Genomic DNA, 24,027 nt, shown 5'->3' with positions numbered 1-24,027 from the left:
GTGCCGCTTGCCCTTTAGAGTGCCCGTCAATGCGCAGCTCGATGCGCTCACTCGAGGTTTCATTCATGCGTTCGCTCAGAGTTCTGGTGCTTGAAGACATTCCGTACCAGCTGATCGCCATGCATCAGGTGCTCAATGCGTGTGGCGTGTTCGATGTCCTGACCTCGCAAAGTTTCAACGCGGCATGCCTCTCGCTGGAGAAGCGCCAGGGCGTCGACATTGTCATCTGCGAAATGACCGTGGCCGGCCTGGACATGGGCGAGCTGATCGGCCATCTGGCCGCAACCGGGTTGGCACGGGCGCTGGTCATCTACAGCAATGGGTCACAGCCGGTGGAACCGTTCACGGCATTGGCGCGGCAGCATCGGCTACCGCTGCTGGGCGTACTGCACACACCGGTGTCGGCCGCAGCAGTGCATGGCCTGTTGCAGGATTACCAGCGAAGCATGAGCGCACGGGCCTTGTTGCCCCTGCCGGAAGTGCACGAAATCAGTCACTTCGAGGGCGCCTGGTCTTTGCCTTTGCGTCCTTAGAACGGCCCGCCTACCCTGCGCACACCTGCCGCGGCCGGGTTCATTTCAGCCCGTGAGCCTGCAGGTAGATATACAGCGCAGCATCGTTGCCGATGCCCAGCTTGCGCATGGCGCTCACTTTCTGTGCACTGATCGTCTGCTTGCTGCGGTTGAGCTGCGCGGCGATTTCGTTGACCGAGAGCCCCTGCGCCAGCAGTCGCGTTATCTCGAGCTCGCGAGGCGACAGGTCGACATGGCCGGTGATCCGTCTTGCGGGGGTATCGCTGGGCAGTGCCAGGATGCTCTTCACCGATTGCGCCACGTAGGGTTTGTTGCGCTTGAGGCTGGCAATCGCCGTGGGCAGTTCGTTCACCAGGCTGGCCTTGCCCAGCAAACCAGCTACCCCCAGGTTGAGGATCGAACGCAACAGACCCGGGTTGGTCAGCATGGTCACCACCAGCACGGGCAGCTTTGGCCAATGCCGGCGAACGTAGGCGATCAGCCGCAGGCCATCGCCCTGTTCCGTGGAGGGCATCATGAAGTCGGTGATCAACAGGCCGCATTCGGTTTCGCCCAGGCAGCGTGTCAGCTCCTCCGGCGAGGAGGCTTCGGCCACCACGCGCAAACCGGGGTCTCGTTCCAGTACGGCGCGCAGGCCAACGCGAAAGATCGGATGGTCATCGGCCAGCACGATCCGCAGCGGGGCGATCAGTGGGTCGGTCAAGGCAGGCTCCGGTGACGGGCAAATCAGGCGATGAATTCTGGCACACCTGTGGTCCATTCCTGATCTGTTTTGTAGTCCATTTCTAAGCATGCAGGCGCCAAATCTGATAATCAGAAATGTCCTACATTCGCGCTGTCATATTCTATCGGCAACCTCGGTAATAGTCTGACACGGCTTGCTCAGAACTTTTTTCGCAGGGCAGGGGTCAGTGTCATGCACCTTAAGAATTCGAACAGACGAGTGGTGATGCGATGAAGAATATCAGCCTGTTGCTCAATGAAGCCCTGACGCCGTATCGCGTGACGCTCGAAGGGCAGGATAGCCTTGGCAATTGCCAGGTCGTGGTGATGAGCGCTGCTGGGAGCGTGGTGACCAAGCGTTTGGTCAACCGCAGTCAGTTCGAGGATCTGCGTTCGTTTACCGACGTGGTCGATGGTCTGCACCGCGATCTTCTGGTGGCAGAAGGGCGGCTGGAACCGTCGATGATCGCGGTGCTGCGCAATGTTTCGCAAAATGCCGCTTTCAGCCACGCGCTGGTCTGACATTCATCGATGGATGGCCGCCTGTGTAATCCTCACTCAGCGCTGACTGCTCATGGCCTCTTTGCGCTGGGCATCGAACAGCGCAGTGGTTTCCCGCAAGTACGCCGGCCGTTCGGCGGGCGTCAGCCATTGGGCGTAGAAATCTGCCAACTGACCGTTCCTGAGTTCCAGCAACACCGAATTCAGTGCTGTCAGTACGCGCCGGCTTGCAGGGCTGTCGGAGCAGCCGACATGAATGAACTGCGAGCGCGCTGAGCCCTCGATGGGGATTTGCACCAACTGTTCCGGATCCAGACCTTCCTGACGTGCCTGGTAGCGCGCTTCGTGCCAGTAGCCGAGCAGCGCCTTGATCCGGCCGAGTCTTTCCATGCGCAGCAGGCTGCCCATGGCGTCGTTGCCATGATGGGCCAGAAGCTGATAGCTGTCGGTGTCGGCGAGAATCCGGTCCACCACAGGGCCATAGCTGCGCTCGGCAATGATGCCCAGGGCCAGGGTTCTGCTGCGTAGAAGCGCGCCCAGGTCGACTTTGCCGTCTCGCATGAACTCGGCAATCAGCGGCAGGTCGCCGCGCTGCATGATCAGCACATTGCTCAGCACATTCATGCTGGGCACGGAATAAAGAATGCTGCGCGCCCGCTGTGCGGTCCAGAGCAGCGCAGGGTCGCAGTTGAGGCCGGGCTCGCCAAGCATCTGCGATGCACGCGCACGATTGACCCTGAGGACATTGTGGTCGTACTCGGGCAAGGCTGCGCGCAACAACGGCAGGGCCAGGTCGACGGCGCCCAGGTTGCGCGCCGGGCCGCTGGCGATGGTCAGCGGCGCCAAGTCGCGCAGCAGCCATGTAATGGTCTCGCGACCATGGGCGAGCGGTGAAGTGAGCAGGCACGAGCACACCGCCAGTGCCAGGAGAAGGCTGCTGGGCGGCAGAGTTCTGGAACACGAGTCCATGGCATTCCTTGCGCGGGGTGTGGGGCGTGGGTGTCCGTTTTTGAAACACTGCGCCATCTTTACCACACCCGGACACATGATCAAAACGTGCCGCAGGGTCGCACTGCCCCGTGGTGGTCGTTGATCAGGCCCGCATCGGGTAGACTGTCGGCCTTTTCCTGTCCCCAAGAAGCCTGCCTAATGGCCCAGCCGTCGACCACCTACAAATTCGAACTCAACCTCACCGATCTTGACCGCAGCGTTTACCAGACCGTCAAGCAGACCATCGCGCGTCACCCCTCGGAAACCGAAGAGCGGATGACCGTGCGCTTGCTTGCCTACGCGCTGTGGTACAACGAGCAGGTGTCTTTCGGCCGTGGTCTGTCGGATGTCGACGAGGCTGCCTTGTGGGAAAAGAGCCTGGATGGCCGGATCCTGCATTGGATCGAAGTCGGCCTGCCCGATGCCGATCGCCTGACCTGGTGTTCGCGGCGTACCGAACGCACCAGCCTGTTGGCCTACGGCAGTTTGCGCGTATGGCAGACCAAGGTGGTCGATGCGGTGAAGAACCTGAAGAACGTCAACATCGCCGCGGTGCCTCAGGAGGTGCTCGAGACCCTGGCCAAGGATATGCCGCGGGTCATCAAGTGGGACGTCATGATCAGCGAGGGCACGGTGTTCGTCACCGATGACCGCGGTCAGCACGAAGTCCAGCTCGAGTGGCTGCTGGGCGAGCGCTAGGCCGCCCAGGTTTCAACCTTCTTCCTTTGTCTTGCAGTGAGAACCGCCCCAGGCCCCATGCGCATCGAACCCCGTCAGTTGCCCCAGACCCTGCCTTTCCTCGGCGACATGCCGCCCTTGCTGAATCGTCTTTATGCGGCACGTGGCGTGTCTAGCGCAGAGGAGCTGGACAAGAGCCTGGCGCGCCTGATTCCCTTTCAGCGGCTCAAGGGCATCGAGGCCGCCGTCGAGCTGCTGGTGACGGCGATCGACCAGCGCCAGCGCATCCTGATCGTCGGCGATTTCGATGCCGACGGTGCCACGGCAAGCGCGGTCGGTGTGCTCGGCCTGCGCCTGCTGGGCGCCGCTCACGTCGACTACCTGGTGCCCAACCGCTTCGAGTATGGCTATGGCCTGACCCCGGAAATCGTCGCAGTCGCCCTGCAGCGCGAGCCGCAATTGCTGGTTACGGTCGACAACGGCATTTCCAGCGTCGAAGGTGTGGCTGCGGCCAAGGCTGCCGGGCTGCAGGTGCTGGTCACCGACCACCACTTGCCGGGGCACGAGTTGCCGGCTGCAGATGCCATCGTCAACCCCAACCAGCCAGGCTGCGAGTTCCCCAGCAAGAATCTGGCGGGCGTCGGGGTGATTTTCTACGTGCTGATGGCACTGCGGGCGCGGCTGCGCCAGCTGGGCCGCTATGCACAGGTGCCGCAGCCCAATATCGGCGAGCTGCTGGACCTGGTGGCACTGGGCAGCGTGGCGGACGTCGTGCCGCTGGACGCCAACAACCGCATCTTGGTGCACCAGGGCCTGGAGCGCATTCGTGCGGGCCGTGCGCGGCCGGGCATCACGGCAATCCTTGAAGTGGCACGCCGAGAGCATGCGCGCATCACCTCGACCGACCTGGGGTTCATTCTCGGGCCGCGACTCAACGCAGCCGGCCGCCTGGACGATATGAGCCTGGGCATCGAGTGCCTGCTGAGCACCGATCTGCCCAGCGCCCAGACCATCGCGGCGCAGCTCGATGGCTTGAATCAGGACCGCAAGTCGATCGAGCAAGGCATGCAGCGCGAGGCCCTGGCCCAGCTCAAGGACCTGGCGCTGGAGTCGATGCCGTTTGGCTTGTGCCTGTTCGATGCGCAATGGCATCAGGGTGTGATCGGCATCCTCGCTTCGCGTCTCAAGGAGCGCTACCACCGTCCAACGATTGCCTTCGCCGACGCCGGTGACGGGCTGCTCAAAGGCTCGGCACGCTCGGTCCAGGGCTTCCATATCCGTGACGCGCTGGACGCGGTGGCGGCCAGGCATCCGCAATTGATCAGCAAGTTCGGTGGGCATGCGATGGCCGCCGGGCTGACCCTGCCGCAGGAGAATTTCCCGGCGTTCTGCGAGGCATTCGACGCGCAGGTGCGCACCCAGCTGTGCGAGGAAGACCTGACCGGACGCCTGCTGTCGGACGGTACCCTGGGCGCCGAGGAATTCCATCTGGAGCTGGCGCGCGCCCTGCGCAATGCCGGCCCGTGGGGGCAACATTTCCCGGAGCCGATGTTCCATGGGGTGTTCCAGTTGGTGGAGCAGCGGGTGGTTGGCGAGCGACACCTGAAGGTGACGCTCAAGACCGAGTGCGGCAGCGTCAGCCTGGACGGCATTGCTTTCGGCGTCGACCGCGAGGTGTGGCCCGATCCATCGGTACGCTGGGTGCAGTTGGCCTACAAGCTGGATCTCAACGAGTTCCGCGGGCGGGAAACGGTGCAGTTGCTGATTACCCACATCGAGCCGCGCTGAGCCGTACGACCCTGCTCGGCCGCGGAACCACGCTCGCGGCTCGGTTGTCGACTAGTCTTCGAGAACGAGACAGGCACGTCCGCAGCCGTGTTCGAGCGGACGCTTCTCGTCCCATCTGAAACTGCCAACCGAGGTGCCCGATGAGCATGTTGCTCGAACCCTATACCCTGCGCCAGTTGACCCTGCGCAACCGCATCGCCGTATCGCCGATGTGCCAGTACTCCAGTGTCGATGGCCTGGCCAACGACTGGCACCTGGTGCACCTGGGCAGTCGCGCCAGTGGCGGTGCCGGTCTGGTCTTCACCGAGGCCACCGCGGTGACGGCAGAGGGTCGCATCACGCCTGAAGACCTGGGCCTGTGGAACGACGAGCAGATCGAACCGCTGCAGCGCATCACCCGCTTCATTACCTCGCAAGGCGCGGTGCCGGCCATCCAACTGGCCCACGCCGGGCGCAAGGCCAGCACTTGGCGGCCTTGGCTGGGCAAGCATGGCAGCGTGCCTGTCAATGAAGGCGGCTGGGTGCCGGTGGGCCCGTCGCGTATCGCCTTCGACCCGCAGCACACCGCGCCGACCGCACTGGATGAAACAGCCATCAAGGACATCGTCCAGGCGTTCGTCGACGCGACCCGTCGCGCGCTGACCGCCAATTTCAAGGTAGTCGAGGTGCATGCGGCGCACGGCTATCTGCTGCACCAGTTCCTGTCGCCGATCAGTAACCAGCGTCAGGACAGTTACGGCGGCAGCTTTGAAAATCGCATCCGTCTCACTCTGGAAGTCACCCAGGCGATTCGCGACATCTGGCCTGAAGAATTGCCCGTGTTCGTGCGTGTGTCGGCCACCGATTGGGTCGAAGACGGCTGGAACCCGGACGAGACCGTCGAGCTGGCCAAGCGCCTGAAAGCGCTGGGCGTGGATCTGATCGACGTGTCGTCGGGCGGTACCTCGGCCAATGCCGAGATCCCGACCGGGCCTGGTTATCAGACGCGCTTTGCCGAGCGAGTCCGCAAAGAGGCGGATCTTGCCACGGGCACCGTCGGGATGATCACCGACCCGGCGCAGGCCGAACACATCCTGCGCACTGGCCAGGCCGACGTCATCCTGCTGGCGCGTGAGCTGTTGCGTGATCCGTACTGGCCGCTGCACGCCGACGAAGACCTGGGTGGTCGTCTGGCCACATGGCCCGCCCAGTACCAGCGCGCCACCCATCGCGACCAGCCGATTGTGGAATCGGACCTTCGCGACTGAGTGGCGCTGCGGCGTTTCGGTGATGTCATCCTCGCCCGCAAAAAGGGCGGGCGAGGATGCTGGCTGGGGTCAGCGCATCACACGTACTTGCGTTTCTCCGCCGCAGGCGGCAGGTACTGATAGAGCCAGGTTTCGCTGAGGGTGCGCCCCTGGGTCTTGATGAACAGGCGCATGTCCACCGGATCGACGCTGTCGCTGGTCGGGTACCAGTCGAACAGCACGCGGAAGCCCTTGATATCGGGCAGCTCGAGTACCTGAACATCCTGCACCTTGCCACCCGAAGCCGTGATGATGGGCTCGATCGGCGTTTTCAGCGATTCGAGCCCGCCGCCGGCGAAGTCCACGGCAAAACGCCGCGCCCAGACATTCGGATAGTGTTCACCCGGTGCCCAGCCTTCGGTGAAACCGCCCATCCCCGAGCGCGTCGCTGCAACGCGGGCCAGCGGTGTACCGATCGGCGCCAGGGCGCTCCAGTACAGTTTGTAACCGAAATTAAGGGCATCGCCGGCCTTGACCGGTGACTTGGGTGTCCAGAAGGCAACGATGTTGTCCATGGTTTCACCGGTGGTCGGCAGTTCCACCAGGTCGATGGAGCCTTCGCCCCAGGCGGTGGTGGGCTCGACCCACAGGCTGGGGCGCTTGTGGTACCAATCGACCGTGTCCTGGTAGTTGCTGAAGTCGTGGTCGGTCTGGATCAGGCCGAAGCCTTTTGGATCGACATCGGCGAAGGCGTTGAAGCGCACCCGGTCCGGGTTGTTCAACGGCCGGCAGATCCATTCGCCGTTGCCGCGCCACATGGCCAGCCGGTCGGAGTCGTGGATTTGCGGGTGAATGGTGTCGCACATGCGCCGCTCGTGGTTGCCGCAGCTGAACATGCTGGTCATCGGCGCCACGCCCAGTTGCTCGATGTCCTGGCGCGCATGGATGTGCGCGTCGATGTCCATCACCACGCGCTCGGCCTGGCAGTCAATGTCGAAACGGTAGGCGCCGGTGGCGCTGGGCGAGTCGAGCAGGGCGTAGACCACGAAGCGGGTACTGTCCTTGCCAGGCGTCTCGAACCAGAACTTGGTGAAATCGGGGAATTCTTCCTGCTTCTTGGCATAGGTGTCGATGGCCAGGCCGCGCGCGGACAGACCGTACTGCCCGGTGGCATCGACGGCGCGGAAGTAGCTGGCGCCGAGGAAGGACACCACGTCATGGCGGTCGAGCTTGGGTGCCTTGAACAGCTTGAAGCCGGCAAAGCCCAGGTCGCCCTTGAGCTGCGAGGTATCCACCGTGGTGTTCTTGTAGTCGAACAGCGGCGGATGGAAATGCACTTCACGCGCTTGTTTGCGCCCGGCATCGACGCTGTACATGCGCACCGGCGTACGGAAGCCCATGCCCACATGGAAGAACTGCACGTCCAGTTGGCCCTTGAGGTCATTCCACAACGAATGATTGGCGTCGTAGGCAATTGCATTGAATTGCTGGGGGGTCATGTTTGCCAGGGTCGGCGGCAAGGTCTGCTTGTTGCTGACATAAGCCTGCGCGGCGAGACTCTTGGCCTGGGCCTTGAGCATGTCGAAAGTGAACGGTTCGGCTTCGCCGTCGGCGGTGGCGGCCAGGGCCTGGGCAGCGAACAATCCGGTGCCGGACAGTCCGGTATAGGCCGCGAGGGCCATCGACGCTTTCAGAAGGTGCCTGCGGTGCATAGATAACCTGTTCTGAATCAACCTCGGTCGCTCCAAGCGACCGGCGAGGCTCAAGTAGGAAGGTTTGGGCCTGCCTTGTCCAAACGCAGAGAACTGTACACAGATACCGTAATGACCGATGTGTTCGCAAACTCCTGTAAAAATTTTTTCCTGTGCACTTTGTATCGACAGCGAGATCGGTGATCGAGGCGCAGTGTTGAGAGCAAGCATTTGCGCAACATCCCGAAGCAAATCACCGTTCGAACCAGGCAACGGAATGCCCTTACTCTCGTCAAACGTATCTCCCATTGACGAGACCAAAAAATGAACACGCGTGGCTTGCTCGACCAGTTGTTCAAATCCGGCCAGGAACTGCTCAAGAACAAGGGCGGCGGTTCTTCCCCTCTGGGCGGTGCCGGTAGCGCCGGTGGTGTTGCCGGCGCGCTCGGCGGCCTGCTCTCGGGCAAGGGCGGTGCGGGCGGCGCGCTGGGAGGCCTGCTGTCCGGCGGCAAGGGCGCACTGACCGGCGGCGCCATGGGCTTGCTGCTCGGCAACAAGAGCGCGCGCAAGTACGGTGGCAAGGCCTTGGCCTACGGTGGGTTGGCGGCACTGGGCGTGATTGCCTACAAGGCCTACGGCAATTGGCAGGCCCAGCAGCAGACCGCCCCTCGAGGCGAACCGCAGACGGTCGACCGAGTGCCACCCCAGCAGGTAGAGGAACACAGCCAGGCTATCCTCAAGGCGCTGGTGGCAGCAGCCAAGTCCGATGGCCACGTGGATGATCGCGAGCGCGAGCTCATCGAAGGCGAATTCACCCGCCTGGATTCGGACAACGAACTGCAGCAGTGGCTGCACGCCGAACTGAACAAGCCGCTGGACCCGGCAGACGTGGCGCGGGCAGCCAAGACTCCGGAGATCGCTGCCGAAATGTACATTGCCAGCGTCATGATGGTGGATCAGGAGCACTTCATGGAGCGTGCCTATCTGGACGAGCTGGCCAAGCAGTTGGCCCTCGACCCTGCGCTCAAGCTCGAACTGGAGAAGCAGGTGCGTCAGGCCGAAGTCGAAGCCGTCTGACCCCGGAGGTCAGGTCCGAAGGCTGACGCCGCCACTCATCTGTCGGAACTTACGTTGGTCGGCAATAGTGGCGCATTGATCTGCCAGCAACTGGCAATACCCTCGCGGATGAAGGAAAGTCAGGTACCAGCGCGAAATCGTCTGAGGTAGGGCTATACTCAGGCGATTTTTCGTTTGTAGCTGCAGGAATTTTCGAGGGTTGACTGTGAAGAACTGGTCCTTGCGCCACCGCATTCTGGCGAGTTTCGCCGTTGTCATTGCAATCATGCTGTTGATGGTCGTGGTCTCCTATTCACGTCTGCAGACCATCGAGACGAACGAAACCAAGGTGCGCACCGACAGCGTTCCGGGCGTGGTCTTCAGTTCCATGATCCGCAGCGCCTGGGTAGACAGCTACGTGTACACCCAACAACTGGTGGGCTTGAGCTATCAGCGCGAGCTGCTCACGGCCGACGTGGACCAGTACAAGAGCTTCGCCGAGCGCCTGACCCAGCAGATGGCCAACTACCGCAGCACCGTCCAGGACAGCGACGACCAGGCGGCCTTCGAAGAATTCGCGCGGATGCGCGTGACCTATGAAAAGACCTTGGCCGATGTGCTGGAGGCCTACCGACTGCGCAAGTTCAGCGAAGCCCAGCAGATGGCCATCGATGACCTCACGCCCGCCTGGGTGGCAGGTCGCAAGCAGCTCAATACCCTGATCGACCGCAATCGTGAAGCGGCCGAGAAGGCCACCAGCGCCATTGACGCTTCGGTCGCGGCGGCCAAGGTCAGCCTGGTGATTTCCCTGTTGGTGGCAATCATCGTTGCCGGTATCTGCGGGCTCTGGCTGCTGCGCACCATCATGGCGCCCATGCAGAAGATCGTGCGGATTCTCGAAGTGATGCGCACCGGTGACCTGAGCACGCGCCTGAGCCTTGCGCGCAAGGACGAGTTCAACGAGGTCGAACTGGGCTTCAACGACATGATGACCGAGCTCACCGCGCTGGTCGCCCAGGCGCAACGGTCCTCGGTGCAGGTCACCACCTCGGTGACCGAAATCGCGGCCACCTCCAAGCAGCAACAGGCCACGGCGACCGAGACTGCCGCGACCACCACCGAGATCGGCGCGACCTCCCGGGAAATTGCTGCCACGTCCCGTGATCTGGTGCGAACCATGGGTGAAGTCACCTCGGCGGCCGATCAAGCTTCCTCGCTGGCCGGCTCCGGCCAGCAGGGTCTGGCGCGCATGGAAGAAACCATGCACCAGGTGATGGGTGCCGCCGAATTGGTCAACGCCAAGCTGGCAATCCTCAACGAGAAGGCCGGCAACATCAATCAGGTAGTCGTGACCATCGTCAAGGTCGCCGACCAGACCAACCTGCTGTCGCTCAACGCGGCCATCGAAGCCGAGAAGGCCGGTGAATATGGTCGCGGTTTCGCCGTGGTCGCCACTGAAGTGCGCCGCCTCGCCGACCAGACCGCCGTGGCCACCTACGACATCGAGCAGATGGTGCGAGAGATCCAGTCGGCAGTGTCGGCCGGCGTCATGGGCATGGACAAGTTTTCCGAAGAAGTGCGCCGCGGCATGTTCGAAGTGCAGCAGGTCGGCGATCAGCTGTCGCAGATCATTGGCCAGGTCCAGGCCTTGGCGCCGCGCGTGCTCATGGTCAACGAGGGCATGCAGGCCCAGGCGACCGGTGCCGAACAGATCAACCACGCCCTGTCGCAGTTGGGCGATGCCAGCAGCCAGACGGTCGAATCCTTGCGTCAGGCCAGCTTTGCCATCGACGAGCTCAGCCAGGTCGCTACCGGCCTGCGCGGCGGCGTCTCGCGCTTCAAAGTCTGATGAACGCATTGCCGGTCACATCGCGCAGCAAGTTGTTCCTGTTGTTTCGCATTGCGCAGGAACGCTTCGCCCTGGATGCGCTGGAAGTCGCAGAGGTGCTGCCGCTGCTGCCGCTCAAGCCGGTCGCGCATGCCCCGGCCTGGGTGGCCGGTGTGTTCGCCCATCGTGGCCGGGTGGTGCCGGTGCTGGACGTCAGCGCGCTGAGCTTCGGCGTGGCTGCCGTGCGGCGCACCAGCACGCGTCTGGTGCTGGTGCACTATCCGCACGAGCAGGCCGGCCCCGAGGCGCGCCTGGGGCTGATCGTCGAACACGCCAGCGAAACCCTTCGCTGTGACCCCAACGGTTTCAAACCCATGGGAGTGCATAACCGTGCCACGCCCTATCTGGGGCCGGTGCTCGAAGACAGCCAGGGGCTGTTGCAGTGGTTGCGGGTACAGGATCTGCTCGAACCGTCGGTGCGCAACTTGCTTTTCGCACCGCAGTTGGCGGCCTCCGTATTGGGTGAAACAGGGTGATGGGTGATGCATCGTGATGGGTGAAGAACAGCGCTTCGTACGTTTTCTGCGTGAGCGCATCGGCCTGGACGTGGCCTCGGTAGGCCCGGCGCTGATCGAGCGCGCGGTCGCGCAGCGCAGCCAGGCTGCGCATGTCCGCGACCTGGATGCCTACTGGAAGCTGCTGCAGGGTTCGGCGGCGGAACAGCAGGCGCTGATCGAGGCGGTGATCGTCCCGGAAACCTGGTTCATGCGTTATCCCGAGTCCTTTGCCGCGCTGTGCAAGGTCGCCAAGGCGCGGCTCGCCGAACGGCCTGGCGTGGCGCTGCGCATCCTCAGCCTGCCGTGTTCCACTGGCGAGGAGCCGTACTCGATCGCCATGGCCTTGCTCGACGCCGGGCTGGCGCCGCAGCAATTCAGTGTGGACGGCGTGGACATCAGCCCCCTGTCGGTGGCCCGGGCAACGCGAGGGATCTATGGCCGCAATTCGTTTCGCGGCGCACCACTGACCTTTCGCGACCGTCATTTCGTGCCTGCGGACGAGGGGTATCTGCTCGACGCTCAGGTTCGGGCCCAGGTTCGCTTGCAGGTCGGTAACATTCTCGATCCGTTGCTGCTGGGCGGTGAACTGCCCTATGACTTCGTGTTCTGCCGCAACCTGCTCATCTATTTCGACCTGCCGACCCAGCAGCAGGTGTTCGAAGTGCTGAAGACATTCACCCGTGAAGACGGCGCGTTGTTCATCGGTCCTGCCGAAGGCAGCCTGCTGGCACGGTTGGGCATGCGCCCGATCGGTATTGCCCAGTCCTTCGCGTTCGTCCGCGATCGCCACGTCGCACCAACGCCCACGCCGCTGCCCCCGGCAACGGCGCGCCTGCAGATGCCGATCAAGTTGTTGCCCGAGCCGGGCAGGTTGCCCGTGCGAACGCGAACCCGTGCGCTGCCGGTGGCGAATGCCGCCGAGGCAGTGGCAAGCGATGGCGCCGGTCTGCTCGCGCAGATCGCCCGCTTGGCCAACGAAGGCAAGAGTGCCGAGGCGCAGGCCGCGTGCGACGCGTTCCTGCGCAGCCACGGTCCAGATCCCCAGGTGTTCTACTGGCTGGGCCTGCTCAGTGATGTCGGCGGCCAGGTGCTGCAGGCGCAGGGTTATTACCGCAAGGCGCTGTACCTCGACCCGCAGCACGCCGAGGCCCTGGCCCACCTGGCCATGCTGCTCACTGCCCAGGGCGACATTGCCGGGGCGCGGCGACTGCAGGAGCGCGCAGCACGCAACGACCGGCCGCACGTCCAGGAGCATAAGCGATGACCGCCCTGGACCTGATCGACAGCGACGCCCAGCAGATCGACGACTGCTGGAACCGTATTGGTATTCATGGCGACAAATCCTGCCCGTTGCTCGCCGAGCATATCCACTGCCGCAATTGCGCGGTGTACGCCTCGGCGGCCGTGCGCCTGCTGGACCGCTACGCGCTGGACCGCCAGCACGCGCCGATGCACTACAGCGAAACCCTGGGCCGGGTCGAAAGCAGGTCGCTGGTGCTGTTTCGCCTGGGCGATGAGTGGCTGGCGCTGGCCACCCGCTGCCTGGTCGAAGTGGCCCCGGTGCAGGCAGTGCATTCGCTGCCGCACCAGCGTTCGCGCGCCTTGCGCGGGGTCGCCAACGTGCGCGGCGCACTGGTGCCATGCCTGGCGTTGGAGGAACTGCTGGGCATCGACACCCAGCACGTCGCACCGGCCGCTTCGGCGCGGGTCATGCCGCGCATGCTGATCATCGCCATAGACGGCGGCTCGGTGGTGGTACCGGTGGAGGAGGTGGATGGCATTCATCGGATCGACCTGGTCGAGCTCGAACAGGCGTCTACCGCCACCACCCAGGCGGGCGCCCGTTTCACTCAAGGGGTTCTGCCGTTTCACCAGCGCAGTGTGCGCCTGCTCGATGACAAGGCGCTGCTGATCGCCATGAACCGGAGCCTGACATGACCCCGGAACAGATGCGCGACGCCTCGTTGCTGGAGCTGTTCAGCCTGGAAGCCGAGGCCCAGACCCAGGTGCTCAATGCCGGGCTGCTGGCCCTGGAACGCAATCCGACCCAGGCCGATCAACTGGAAGCGTGCATGCGCGCGGCCCACTCGCTCAAGGGTGCGGCACGCATCGTCGGCCTGGATGCCGGGGTGCGTGTGGCTCACGTGATGGAAGACTGCCTGGTCGCGGCGCAGGAGCGGCGTGTCTACCTGATGCCCGAACACATCGATGCGCTGCTGTTGGGCACCGACCTGCTGATGCGCGTCGGCACGCCCGGCCCTGGCGCACCGGGTACCCTCGATATCGATGCCTACGAGGCGCAGATGGCCGCGGTGATGGACCCGTTGGCGGCCGCGGCGGCGCAGGTACAGGTCAGCGTGCCCGTATCGGCCGTCCCGCTCGCGCCTGCCGAGCCGCCCATCGAGGTCGCGCCCGAGCCGCCTCGGGACATCGATCCATCGCAAGCGATGCCCGGCCTGGACGACTCGGCCGCCGAACTACCTGCCGGCCGGGCGCGCCGGGTCAGCGATACCGGCGAGCGCGTGCTGCGGGTCACGGCGGAGCGCCTGAACAGCCTGCTGGACCTGTCGAGCAAGTCGCTGGTCGAAACCCAGCGCCTCAAGCCCTATCTGCTGACCATGCAGCGCCTCAAGCGCATGCAGGCGCAAAGCATCCGCGCGCTTGGCGGGCTTGCCGAACAATTGCAGCTCGAGGGCCACAGCGCAGAGGTACGCGACGCCCTGGCGCAGGCGCAGTCGCTGCTGGATCAGACCCAGCAGATGCTGCTGCAGCAGACCGCAGAACTGGACGATTTCGGCTGGCAGGCCAGCCAGCGCGCGCAGTTGCTGTACGACACGGCGCTGGCCTGCCGCATGCGCCCATTCGCCGACATGCTCGGCGGTCAGGAACGCATGGTCCGCGACCTCGGTCGTTCATTGGGCAAGCAGGTGCGCCTGGATATCGAAGGCGAGAAGACCCAGGTCGATCGCGACGTGTTGGAAAAGCTCGAAGCGCCCCTGACCCACCTGCTGCGCAACGCCGTCGACCACGGCATCGAAACCGCCGAGCAGCGATTGCTGGCCGGCAAGCCCGCCGAAGGTCGCGTGGTGCTGCGCGCTTCGCACCAGGCGGGCTTGCTGGTGGTGGAACTGAGCGACGACGGGGCGGGTGTCGACCTTGCCGCGCTGCGGCGCAGTATCGTCCAGCGCGGTTTGTCGGCCGCCGATACGGTGGAGCAGCTCAGTGAAGAAGAGCTGCTGAGCTTTCTGTTCCTGCCCGGCTTCAGCATGCGCGACACGGTAACCGAGGTCTCGGGCCGCGGCGTTGGCCTGGATGCGGTATTGCACCTGATTCGCCAGCTGCGCGGCTCGGTCGAACTGATTCAAGTGCCAGGGCAGGGCAGTCGCTTCCATATCGAGGTGCCGCTGACCCTGTCGGTGGTGCGCAGCCTGGCAGTGGAAGTGGGGGGCGAGGCCTATGCGTTTCCGCTGGCCCACATCGAACACACCATGGACCTGCCGGCCGAAGACATCATCCAGCTCGAGGGGCGCCAGCACTTCTGGTTCCAGAACCGCCATGTGGGGCTGGTTGCCGCCAGCCAGCTGCTGCAGAGGCCGGCCAGCCAGGGCGACGAAGCGAGCCTCAAGGTGGTGGTGATTCGCGACCGTGAAGCGATCTACGGCGTGGCCGTGGAACGCTTCATCGGCGAGCGCACGCTGGTGGTGCTGCCGCTGGACGCCCGCCTGGGCAAGGTCCAGGATATTTCCGCCGGTGCCTTGCTCGACAATGGTTCGGTGGTGCTGATCATCGACGTCGAAGACATGTTCCGCTCGGTGGAAAAGCTCCTCAACACCGGCCGCCTGGAGCGTATCGACAAGCGCAGCCAACAGGCCGAATCGGCTCGCAAGCGGGTACTGGTGGTGGATGATTCGCTCACCGTCCGCGAGCTGCAGCGCAAGCTGCTCAGCCATCGTGGCTATGACGTTGCGGTGGCCGTCGATGGCATGGATGGCTGGAACGCGTTGCGCAGCGAGGACTTCGACCTGCTGATCACCGACATCGACATGCCGCGCATGGACGGTATCGAATTGGTGACTCTGCTGCGCCGCGACACCCGCCTGCAATCGCTGCCGGTCATGGTGGTGTCCTACAAGGACCGGGAAGAGGACCGCCGCCGCGGCCTCGACGCCGGGGCCGATTATTATCTGGCCAAGGCCAGTTTCCACGACGATGCCTTGCTCGATGCGGTGGTTGAGTTGATCGGAGGAGCGCGGGGATGAGGATCGCCATCGTCAATGACATGCCCATGGCCGTGGAGGCGCTGCGTCGCGCGATCGCCTTCGAACCGTCCCATGACGTGGTATGGGTGGCCGCCAACGGTCGTGAGGCGGTCGAGCGCTGTCAGGCCGTGACTCCGGACCTGATCCTCATGGACCTGATCATGCCGGTCATGGACGGCGTGGAAGCCACCCGGCAGATCATGGCCAATACGCCCTGCGCCATCGTCATCGTCACCGTCGACCGCCAGCAGAACGTCCACCGCGTATTCGAGGCCATGGGCCATGGCGCCCTGGATGTGGTCGACACCCCTACACTGGGGGTGGGCGACGCTCGCGAAGCTGCAGCGCCGCTGCTGCGCAAGATCTTCAATATCGGCTGGCTGGTGGGCCAGCGCAGCCCGGCGGTGCGCAGCGAGTTGCCGCTGCCGCGCTCGGGCGGCGTGCGGCAGAAACTGGTGGCCATCGGTTCGTCGGCCGGCGGCCCGGCCGCGCTGGAAATCCTGCTCAAGGGGCTGCCACGCGATTACCCGGCGGCGATCGTGCTGGTCCAGCACGTGGACCAGGTGTTCGCCGCCGGAATGGCCGAGTGGCTGAGCAGCGCAGCCGGGTTGCCGGTGCGTCTGGCCCGCGACGGAGAAACGCCGTTGGCTGGCACTGTGCTACTGGCAGGCACCAATCATCATATTCGTCTGCTGAAAAATGGTACCTTAACCTACACGGCAGAACCGGTGGACGAGATCTACCGGCCCTCCATAGATGTTTTTTTCCGAAGCGTGGCGCAATTCTGGAATGGCGATGCAGTGGGCGTACTGCTCACCGGCATGGGCCGCGACGGCGCACAGGGCTTGAAGTCGATGCGTCAGCGCGGCTTCCTGACCATCGCGCAGGACCAGCAGAGCAGCGCTGTCTACGGAATGCCCAAAGCGGCGGCGGCCATTGACGCAGCTGTTGAAATTCGTCCGCTGGAGCGGATCGCACCCCGACTGATGGACGTATTTTCACGATGAACTCGAGCCACCGCGTAGGCAGTATCCAGGTGACAACGCATGATTGATCTACAGATCGAAGCCTTCAGGTCCAACGACAACAACAAGTCGATGGTACTTCTGGTGGACGACCAGGCCATGATCGGTGAAGCCATCCGTCGCAGTCTCAGCGACGAGGCCAACATCGACTTCCACTTTTGCGCCGATCCGCAGCAGGCCATCAACCAGGCCATGCGAATCAAGCCGACGGTGATCCTCCAGGACTTGATCATGCCGGGGCTCGACGGCCTGTCGCTGGTGCGTGACTATCGCAACCATCCGGCCACCCAGGACATCCCGATCATCGTGCTGTCGACCAAGGAAGACCCGCTGATCAAGAGCGCTGCCTTCGCCGCCGGTGCCAACGATTACCTGGTCAAGCTGCCCGACACCATCGAGCTGGTGGCGCGCATACGCTACCACTCCAAGTCGTACCTGACCCTGCTGCAGCGCGACGAAGCCTACCGCGCGCTGCGCGTGAGTCAGCAGCAGCTGCTCGACACCAACCTGGTGCTGCAGCGGCTGATGAACTCCGATGGCTTGACGGCGCTTTCCAATCGCCGTCATTTCGACGAGTACCTGGAACTGGAATGGCGTCGCGCGATGCGTGACAAGACCCAGCTGTCGCTGTTGATGATCGACGTCGACTATTTCAAGTCCTATAACGACAACTTCGGCCATCTGGCAGGCGACGAAGCCCTGCGCCGCGTCGCCGATGCCATTCGCCATTCCAGCAACCGCTCCAGCGACCTCCCGGCGCGCTATGGCGGCGAAGAGTTCGCCCTGGTGCTGCCGGGTACCTCGCCTGGCGGCGCGCGGCTGGTTGCCGAGAAGCTGCGGCAGACCATTGCCGCCCTGAACATCCCCCACATCGCGCCCCAGGCCGATGCCTGCCTGACGGTGAGCATCGGCCTGTCGACCATGACTCCGCAGCAGGGCAGTCATTGCCGCGAGCTGATCCTGGCCGCCGACAAGGGCCTGTATACGGCCAAGCATGCCGGGCGCAATCAGGTAGTGGTCGGGGATCAGGGCTAGGCCGCCCGATCTTCCAAAAAAAAGCCCGTCCCCTGCTCGGCGGGCTGCTGTCATTGGCCGGCTGCGGTATACTCTCCGGCTTTTGACACGTTACGCACGAGAGCTGCCCGCCATGGAAATCAACCCGATCCTTAACAGCATCAAGGACCTGTCCGAGCGCTCCGAAACCATTCGGGGGTATCTTTGACTACGATCAAAAGCATGAGCGTCTGACCGAAGTCAATCGCGAGCTTGAAGATCCCGCTGTCTGGAACAACCCTGCCTACGCCCAGGAACTGGGCCGCGAGCGTTCGCTGCTGGCGCAGATCGTCGACACCCTCGATGAAATGAACGCCGGCCTCGGCGATGCCCGCGACCTGCTGCAAATGGCGGCCGAAGAAGAAGACCAGAGCGCCGTCGACGACGTCTCCGCCGAAGTCGAGCGCCTGCGTGCCCAGCTCGAGAAGCTGGAATTCCGCCGCATGTTCAGCGGCGAGATGGACGCCAACAACGCCTACCTGGACATCCAGGCCGGTTCCGGCGGCACCGAAGCCCAGGACTGGGCCAACATCCTGCTGCGCATGTACCTGCGCTGGGCGGACAAGCGCGGTTTCGACACCACCATCATGGAGCTGTCGGCCGGTGAAGTCGCCGGTATCAAGGGCGCCACCCTGCACATCAAGGGCGAGTACGCCTTTGGCTGGCTGCGCACCGAAATCGGTGTCCACCGCCTGGTGCGCAAAAGCCCGTTCGACTCCGGCAACCGTCGCCACACCTCGTTCTCGGCCGTGTTCGTCTCGCCGGAAATCGATGACAACATCGAAATCGACATCAACCCGGCCGACCTGCGCATCGACACCTACCGCTCCTCCGGTGCCGGCGGCCAGCACGTCAACACCACCGACTCGGCGGTGCGTATCACCCACGTGCCGACCAACACCGTGGTCAGCTGCCAGAACGAACGTTCGCAGCATGCCAACAAAGACACGGCGATGAAGATGTTGCGTGCGCGTCTGTACGAACAGGAAGTACAGAAGCGCAATGCCGCCTCGCAGGCGATGGAAGACAGCAAGTCGGACATCGGCTGGGGTCACCAGATTCGCTCTTATGTGCTCGACGCTTCGCGGATCAAGGATCTGCGTACCAACATCGAACGCAGCGACTGCGACAAGGTGCTCGACGGCGACATCGACGAATACCTCGAAGCCAGCTTGAAACAAGGGCTGTAACACCGCCTGGCAGGCTGGCGCAGCCATTGCGTCGGCCTGCCATGGCTGGCCTGCCCGCGATCCCGGCGCCGTAGTCGGGAGCAACGAACCCGTGATGGAAAATCCAAGACATGAGCGACCAACAACCCGACCCGCAAGACCTGCAACAGGAAGAGAACAGCCTGATCGCCCTGCGCAAGGAAAAGCTTGCTGCCGTGCGTGCCCAGGGCCAGGCCTTCCCCAACGATTTTCGTCGCGACAACTATGCAGGCGACTTGCAGAAGCAGTACGCCGACAAGACCAAGGAAGCGCTCGCCGAAGCGGCGATTCCGGTCAAGGTCGCCGGTCGCATCATGCTCAACCGTGGCTCGTTCATGGTGATCCAGGACATGACCGGGCGCATTCAGGTCTACGTCAATCGCAAGACCCTGCCCGAAGAAACCCTGGCTCAGGTGAAAACCTGGGACATGGGCGACATCATCGCGGCTGAAGGCACCCTGGCCCGTTCCGGCAAGGGCGACCTGTACGTCGAAATGACCAGCGTACGCCTGCTGACCAAGTCGCTGCGCCCGCTGCCCGACAAGCACCATGGCCTGGTCGATACCGAGCAGCGCTACCGTCAGCGCTATGTCGACCTGATCGTCAACGAGGAGGTGCGCGACACCTTCCGTGTGCGCTCCCAGGTCATCGCCCACATTCGCAGCTTCCTGGCCAAGCGCGACTTCCTCGAAGTCGAAACGCCGATGCTGCAGACTATTCCCGGCGGCGCTGCGGCCAAGCCGTTCGAAACCCACCACAATGCCCTGGACATGGAAATGTTCCTGCGCATCGCCCCGGAGCTGTACCTCAAGCGCCTGGTGGTCGGTGGCTTCGAAAAGGTCTTCGAGATCAATCGCAACTTCCGTAACGAAGGCGTTTCGACCCGGCACAACCCCGAGTTCACCATGCTCGAGTTCTACCAGGCCTACGCCGACTACGAAGACAACATGGACCTCACCGAAGAGCTGTTCCGTGAGCTGGCCCAGTTGGTACTGGGCAGCACCGACGTGCCCTACGGCGACAAGGTGTTCCATTTCGGCGAGCCGTTCGTACGCCTCTCGGTGTTCGACTCGATCCTCAAGTACAACCCCGAGCTGACGGCAGACGACCTCAACGATGTCGACAAGGCCCGTGCCATTGCCAAGAAGGCCGGCGCCAAGGTGCTGGGGTTCGAAGGCCTGGGCAAGCTGCAGGTGATGATTTTCGAAGAACTGGTCGAGCACAAACTCGAGCAGCCGCACTTCATCACCCAGTATCCGTTCGAGGTGTCGCCACTGGCGCGCCGCAACGACGACAACCCCAACGTCACCGATCGCTTCGAGTTGTTCATCGGGGGCCGCGAGATCGCCAACGCCTATTCCGAGCTCAATGACGCCGAAGACCAGGCCGCACGCTTCATGGCCCAGGTGGCGGACAAGGATGCCGGCGACGACGAAGCCATGCACTACGACGCCGATTTCGTTCGGGCGCTCGAATACGGCATGCCGCCGACGGCCGGCGAGGGTATCGGTATCGATCGCCTGGTCATGCTGCTGACCGATTCGCCTTCGATCCGCGATGTGATCCTGTTCCCGCACATGCGACCACAAGCCTGACGGTCGTTGATCAGCCGCCCCATGGGGCGGCTTTTTTATGAGCGCAGATCAGCGGTGTCATTGCCGGCCCCGACGCGGCTTGCGCCGCTGCTACAGGGATTGCGATCTCACGCCGTCGTTACAGGCGATTACGCTATCGTGTAGCAGCGGCGCAAGCCGCGTCGGCACCCACTCCCACTCACTCAAAGGATACGAGCAGTGATCCCAGCCACACCCAGACAGGGAGCCGCCAGCGTTGCCTCGACGCTCGCCCGCAACGTCCAGTATCAAGGCCGCAAGGCCAGCCGACAGGGCAGCGAACTGCGCCGCCAGGAAATCCTCGACGCAGCCATGCGCATCGTCGTGCGCGATGGGGTGCGGGGTGTGCGCCATCGCGCTGTGGCCACCGAAGCCGGAGTGCCGTTGTCGGCTACTACCTACTACTTCAAGGACATCGATGACCTGCTCAACGATGCCTTCGCCCAGTACGTCGAGCGCAGCGCCGTGTTCATGGCCAAGCTGTGGAGCAACACCGAAGAGCTGCTGCGCGCCCTGATCGCCCGCGGCGACGGCAGCCCCCAGGCCCGCGCTGCCCTGGCCGACGAAATCGCCCGCCTGACCGCCGACTACGTCATGCATCAGCTGCAGACCCGTCGCGACCAATTGATTGCCGAGCAGGCTTTCCGCCAGGAAGCGTTGCTCAACCCGCGCCTGGCCGAACTGGTGCTGGCGCATCAGGACATTCTGCTGCAGGGCGGGCGGCAGATGCTCGAGGTGCTTGGCTCGCGCGAACCGTCGCAGGACGCACAGGTGTTGACGGCGATTATCGGCCGGATGGAATATCAGGGTCTGCTGGCCAGTGCCCCTGCCGATGCCGACCGTGAAATGCTCGGCATCCTTACCCGTTTCATGCAGTGGGTACTGAGCTGAGCCCCATGCAGTGAGAGGTCCGCTGCCGGCGGGCCGAGCCAGAACGAGGAGCAGTACGGTGGACGAGTATCAGCAGACGATTCGAGACCTGTCCGACCGCATCGTGCACGCGCAGACGCCGATCCGCGTGCTTGATGCGGTGAAATGGGACGACTCCATTCGTCACGGCTTTCTGCAGGCGGGCGGCAAGCAGATGCCTGCGGTCGACCGCGACTATTACCAGAACCGCGCACTGGGCTTCGACTCCAGTGCGGTCAAACTGGAATTCCAGAACATCGAGCGCGACATCACCCGTCAGCTCGGCCAGTTCAACCCGGTCGGGCAGATCATGCGGCGCATGTGCAAGGAGTACCGCATGGTGGTGCGCATGCTCGAGGCGCGTGGCACCGAGGACTTCGGCCTGATCTCGCAGGAGCTGTACGGCGCCGCGTCGGATGCGTTTCATGCCGGCGATCCGACCCTGGCCGACCTCGGCCTGATGCTCTCCGATTACCTGAACAACATTGCCGGGCGTGGCGATCTCAAGGACGAAGCCAAGACCCTGACCGCCAAGGATGCAGTGAACATGCTGCAAGGACGCCTGAACCGTGTGTTCGGCGAAACCGAGGGCACCATCCGCGTGTTCGAATCCGATGGCATCGTCGCCGACGCTGCCGCAGGGGCGGACTACATCAAGATCCGCAGCGATGCCATGTTCAACGAGCGCGATGTGCGCGCCCTCGAGGTGCACGAGGGCCTGGTCCATGTTGCCACCACCCTCAATGGCCAGAACCAGCCGATCTGCACCTTCCTGTCCAAGGGTCCGCCGTCGTCCACGGTGACCCAGGAAGGCTTGGCGATCCTGATGGAAGTGATCGCCTTCGCTTCCTACCCCAGCCGCCTGCGCAAGCTGACCAATCGCACGCGCGCGATCCACATGGTCGAGGAGGGCGCCGACTTCCTGCAGGTGTTCGAATTCTTTCGCGAAGAAGGCTTCGAGATGCCCGAGGCCTACGGCAACGCCAGCCGCGTGTTCCGCGGCTCGACTCCGACCGGGCTGCCGTTCACCAAGGATTTGTCGTACCTCAAAGGCTTCATCATGGTCTACAACTACATTCAGCTGGCCGTGCGCAAGGGCAAGCTGGAACAGGTGCCGCTGCTGTTCTGTGGCAAGACCACCCTGGAGGACATGCGCACGTTGCGCCAGTTGGTCGACGAAGGACTGGTGACGCCGCCCAAGTACCTGCCCGAACAGTTCCGTGACATGAACGCACTGTCCGCCTGGATGTGCTTCTCGAACTTCCTCAATCACCTGAGCCTGGACCGAATTGAAGCCGACTACTCGAACATCCTCTGACCTGCCGACGCAGCTGCATCGCCCCCCTGTAGCAGCGGCGCGAGCCGCGTCCGGGCGTTGCACATGAAGGCCTGCCTGCCGCGACGCTCGCCGACATTGCTGCATCGCCCCCCTGTAGCAGCGGCGCGAGCCGCGTCCGGGCGTTGCACATGAAGGCCTGCCTGTCGCGACGCCTGCCAGCGCTGCTGCTACTGACCGCGCTACTGACTGGCTGCAGCTCATTATTGTTCTACCCCGAGCGGGGGTTGCCGTTCACCCCGGAAAAAGCCGGGCTGGGTTTCGAGGACGTCAACCTCACGGCCGCCGACGGTACCCGATTGCACGGTTGGTGGCTGCCTGCCAAGCCCGGTGTCGAGGTCAAGGGCACCGTGCTGCACCTGCACGGCAACGGCGGCAACCTCGCCTGGCATCTGGGCGGCAGCTGGTGGTTGCCCGAGCAGGGCTATCAGGTGCTGATGCTCGACTACCGTGGCTACGGGATGTCCGGGGGGTCGCCCAGCCTGCCGGCGATCTACCAGGACATCGACGCCGCGTTCGCCTGGCTGGCGAGCAAGCCTGAGGTGCAGGCCAAGCCGTTGGTCTTGCTGGGGCAAAGCCTGGGCGGCGCCATGGCCGTGCACTACCTGGCCGAACACCCCAGGCAACGCCAGCGCCTGCAGGCGCTGGTGCTCGATGGCGTCCCTGCCAGTTACCGCGCCGTTGGCCAGTACGCACTGAGCACATCCTGGCTGACCTGGCCACTGCAGGTGCCGCTGTCCTGGCTGGTGCCCGACAGCGACAGTGCGATCCGCTCCATCGCCCAGCTCGAGGGCACACCGGCGCTGCTCTTCCAGAGCATGGACGACTCTATCGTGCCGTTGGCCAACGGTATCGCGCTGTACCAGCAGGCACCGCTGCCGCGAGTCCTGCAGCTGACCCGCGGGGGACACGTGCAGACGTTCGCCGACCCTACCTGGCGCCAGGTCATGCTGCGCTACCTGGACGACCCGCAGCATTTCAACGGCCTGCGCCGTCTGGGCGAGATTCCCAACTACCCAGCGCCCGCTGCGGACAAATGAAAACGCCCCGGTG

At 63.7% G+C, this 24,027-nt stretch carries 21 protein-coding genes; 18 read left to right on the top strand and 3 right to left on the bottom strand.

From position 1 onward, the window contains the following. Window positions 1-65: 65 nt before the first annotated feature. Window positions 66-533 carry a response regulator gene (locus ONG87_RS16555; protein WP_264381668.1) on the top strand — a complete coding sequence of 156 codons (468 nt, stop codon included), beginning with the start codon at window positions 66-68 and terminating at the stop codon, window positions 531-533. A 40-nt stretch (window positions 534-573) separates the two neighbouring features. Here the strand turns inward: ONG87_RS16555 and ONG87_RS16550 are convergent, their stop codons facing one another. Continuing rightward, entirely contained in the window at window positions 574-1,212 is a 639-nt protein-coding gene (locus tag ONG87_RS16550) for a response regulator (protein WP_244647082.1), read from the bottom strand. A 275-nt stretch (window positions 1,213-1,487) separates the two neighbouring features. Here ONG87_RS16550 and ONG87_RS16545 point away from each other — a divergent pair, with 275 nt between their 5' ends. Next, the gene (locus tag ONG87_RS16545; RefSeq protein ID WP_264381667.1) at window positions 1,488-1,778 is read left to right on the top strand and encodes a DUF3509 domain-containing protein; all 291 of its coding nucleotides are present in this window, start codon (window positions 1,488-1,490) and stop codon (window positions 1,776-1,778) included. A 36-nt stretch (window positions 1,779-1,814) separates the two neighbouring features. Here ONG87_RS16545 and ONG87_RS16540 read toward each other — a convergent pair whose 3' ends face one another. Continuing rightward, complete coding sequence (locus tag ONG87_RS16540) at window positions 1,815-2,726, bottom strand: TIGR02285 family protein (RefSeq protein ID WP_264381666.1); 912 nt, start codon at window positions 2,724-2,726, stop codon at window positions 1,815-1,817. A gap of 180 nt (window positions 2,727-2,906) precedes the next feature. Between ONG87_RS16540 and ONG87_RS16535 the strand changes: the two genes are divergently transcribed. The 3 genes from ONG87_RS16535 to ONG87_RS16525 all read left to right on the top strand — a co-directional run bounded on the left by ONG87_RS16535 (window position 2,907) and on the right by ONG87_RS16525 (window position 6,460). Continuing rightward, window positions 2,907-3,446, top strand: a complete 540-nt coding sequence (locus ONG87_RS16535) for a YaeQ family protein (protein WP_122475075.1) — start codon at window positions 2,907-2,909, stop codon at window positions 3,444-3,446. Between the two features lie 57 nt (window positions 3,447-3,503). Further along, window positions 3,504-5,213, top strand: coding sequence for a single-stranded-DNA-specific exonuclease RecJ (recJ, locus tag ONG87_RS16530; protein ID WP_264381665.1), 1,710 nt, complete (start codon window positions 3,504-3,506; stop codon window positions 5,211-5,213). 140 nt (window positions 5,214-5,353) lie between these two features. Further along, the gene (locus ONG87_RS16525) at window positions 5,354-6,460 is read left to right on the top strand and encodes an NADH:flavin oxidoreductase/NADH oxidase (protein ID WP_122475072.1); all 1,107 of its coding nucleotides are present in this window, start codon (window positions 5,354-5,356) and stop codon (window positions 6,458-6,460) included. Between the two features lie 77 nt (window positions 6,461-6,537). On the opposite strand, the gene ONG87_RS16520 is transcribed toward ONG87_RS16525, so the two are convergent. Then, window positions 6,538-8,151 (bottom strand): glucan biosynthesis protein D, encoded by a 1,614-nt coding sequence (locus ONG87_RS16520; RefSeq protein ID WP_122475070.1) that lies wholly within the window; start codon window positions 8,149-8,151, stop codon window positions 6,538-6,540. A gap of 303 nt (window positions 8,152-8,454) precedes the next feature. Here ONG87_RS16520 and ONG87_RS16515 point away from each other — a divergent pair, with 303 nt between their 5' ends. The 13 genes from ONG87_RS16515 to ONG87_RS16455 all read left to right on the top strand — a co-directional run bounded on the left by ONG87_RS16515 (window position 8,455) and on the right by ONG87_RS16455 (window position 24,014). After that, complete coding sequence (locus ONG87_RS16515) at window positions 8,455-9,207, top strand: tellurite resistance TerB family protein (RefSeq protein ID WP_122475068.1); 753 nt, start codon at window positions 8,455-8,457, stop codon at window positions 9,205-9,207. Window positions 9,208-9,412: 205 nt separating this feature from the next. Then, on the top strand, window positions 9,413-11,035 hold the full coding sequence (locus tag ONG87_RS16510; RefSeq protein ID WP_122475688.1) for a methyl-accepting chemotaxis protein: 1,623 nt from the start codon (window positions 9,413-9,415) through the stop codon (window positions 11,033-11,035). Beyond that, window positions 11,035-11,550, top strand: a complete 516-nt coding sequence (locus tag ONG87_RS16505; RefSeq protein ID WP_264381664.1) for a chemotaxis protein CheW — start codon at window positions 11,035-11,037, stop codon at window positions 11,548-11,550. The genes ONG87_RS16510 and ONG87_RS16505 overlap by 1 nt, the downstream gene beginning before the upstream one ends. A 16-nt stretch (window positions 11,551-11,566) precedes the next feature. Beyond that, window positions 11,567-12,835 carry a protein-glutamate O-methyltransferase CheR gene (locus ONG87_RS16500; RefSeq protein ID WP_192102591.1) on the top strand — a complete coding sequence of 423 codons (1,269 nt, stop codon included), beginning with the start codon at window positions 11,567-11,569 and terminating at the stop codon, window positions 12,833-12,835. Further along, window positions 12,832-13,509 (top strand): chemotaxis protein CheW, encoded by a 678-nt coding sequence (locus ONG87_RS16495; protein WP_264381663.1) that lies wholly within the window; start codon window positions 12,832-12,834, stop codon window positions 13,507-13,509. Before ONG87_RS16500 ends, ONG87_RS16495 begins: the two co-directional genes overlap by 4 nt. Continuing rightward, window positions 13,506-15,830, top strand: coding sequence for a hybrid sensor histidine kinase/response regulator (locus ONG87_RS16490; RefSeq protein WP_264381662.1), 2,325 nt, complete (start codon window positions 13,506-13,508; stop codon window positions 15,828-15,830). The genes ONG87_RS16495 and ONG87_RS16490 overlap by 4 nt, the downstream gene beginning before the upstream one ends. After that, on the top strand, window positions 15,827-16,837 hold the full coding sequence (locus tag ONG87_RS16485) for a chemotaxis response regulator protein-glutamate methylesterase (protein WP_185795068.1): 1,011 nt from the start codon (window positions 15,827-15,829) through the stop codon (window positions 16,835-16,837). Before ONG87_RS16490 ends, ONG87_RS16485 begins: the two co-directional genes overlap by 4 nt. Window positions 16,838-16,876: 39 nt before the next feature. Next, entirely contained in the window at window positions 16,877-17,890 is a 1,014-nt protein-coding gene (locus ONG87_RS16480; RefSeq protein WP_122475057.1) for a diguanylate cyclase, read from the top strand. A 112-nt stretch (window positions 17,891-18,002) separates the two neighbouring features. Next, window positions 18,003-19,098, top strand: a protein-coding gene (prfB, locus tag ONG87_RS16475; protein WP_122475055.1) for a peptide chain release factor 2 whose coding sequence is annotated in 2 segments (ribosomal slippage) — window positions 18,003-18,074 and window positions 18,076-19,098 — 1,095 coding nt in all. Because the reading frame shifts where the segments join, the coding sequence is not laid out codon by codon here. A gap of 110 nt (window positions 19,099-19,208) precedes the next feature. Next, a complete protein-coding gene (gene lysS / locus ONG87_RS16470; protein ID WP_185795069.1) occupies window positions 19,209-20,711 on the top strand; it encodes a lysine--tRNA ligase in 1,503 nt (500 codons plus the stop codon). Window positions 20,712-20,909: 198 nt separating this feature from the next. Continuing rightward, complete coding sequence (locus ONG87_RS16465) at window positions 20,910-21,620, top strand: TetR/AcrR family transcriptional regulator (RefSeq protein ID WP_185795070.1); 711 nt, start codon at window positions 20,910-20,912, stop codon at window positions 21,618-21,620. Between the two features lie 58 nt (window positions 21,621-21,678). Further along, a complete protein-coding gene (locus ONG87_RS16460; RefSeq protein ID WP_122475052.1) occupies window positions 21,679-22,956 on the top strand; it encodes a flavohemoglobin expression-modulating QEGLA motif protein in 1,278 nt (425 codons plus the stop codon). A gap of 149 nt (window positions 22,957-23,105) precedes the next feature. Continuing rightward, the gene (locus ONG87_RS16455) at window positions 23,106-24,014 is read left to right on the top strand and encodes an alpha/beta hydrolase (protein ID WP_264381661.1); all 909 of its coding nucleotides are present in this window, start codon (window positions 23,106-23,108) and stop codon (window positions 24,012-24,014) included. Window positions 24,015-24,027: the final 13 nt, after the last annotated feature.

Source organism: Pseudomonas sp. MM227 (assembly GCF_947090715.1).
Classification (GTDB): domain Bacteria; phylum Pseudomonadota; class Gammaproteobacteria; order Pseudomonadales; family Pseudomonadaceae; genus Aquipseudomonas; species Aquipseudomonas baltica.
This window is presented reverse-complemented; position numbering and strand designations above follow the sequence as displayed.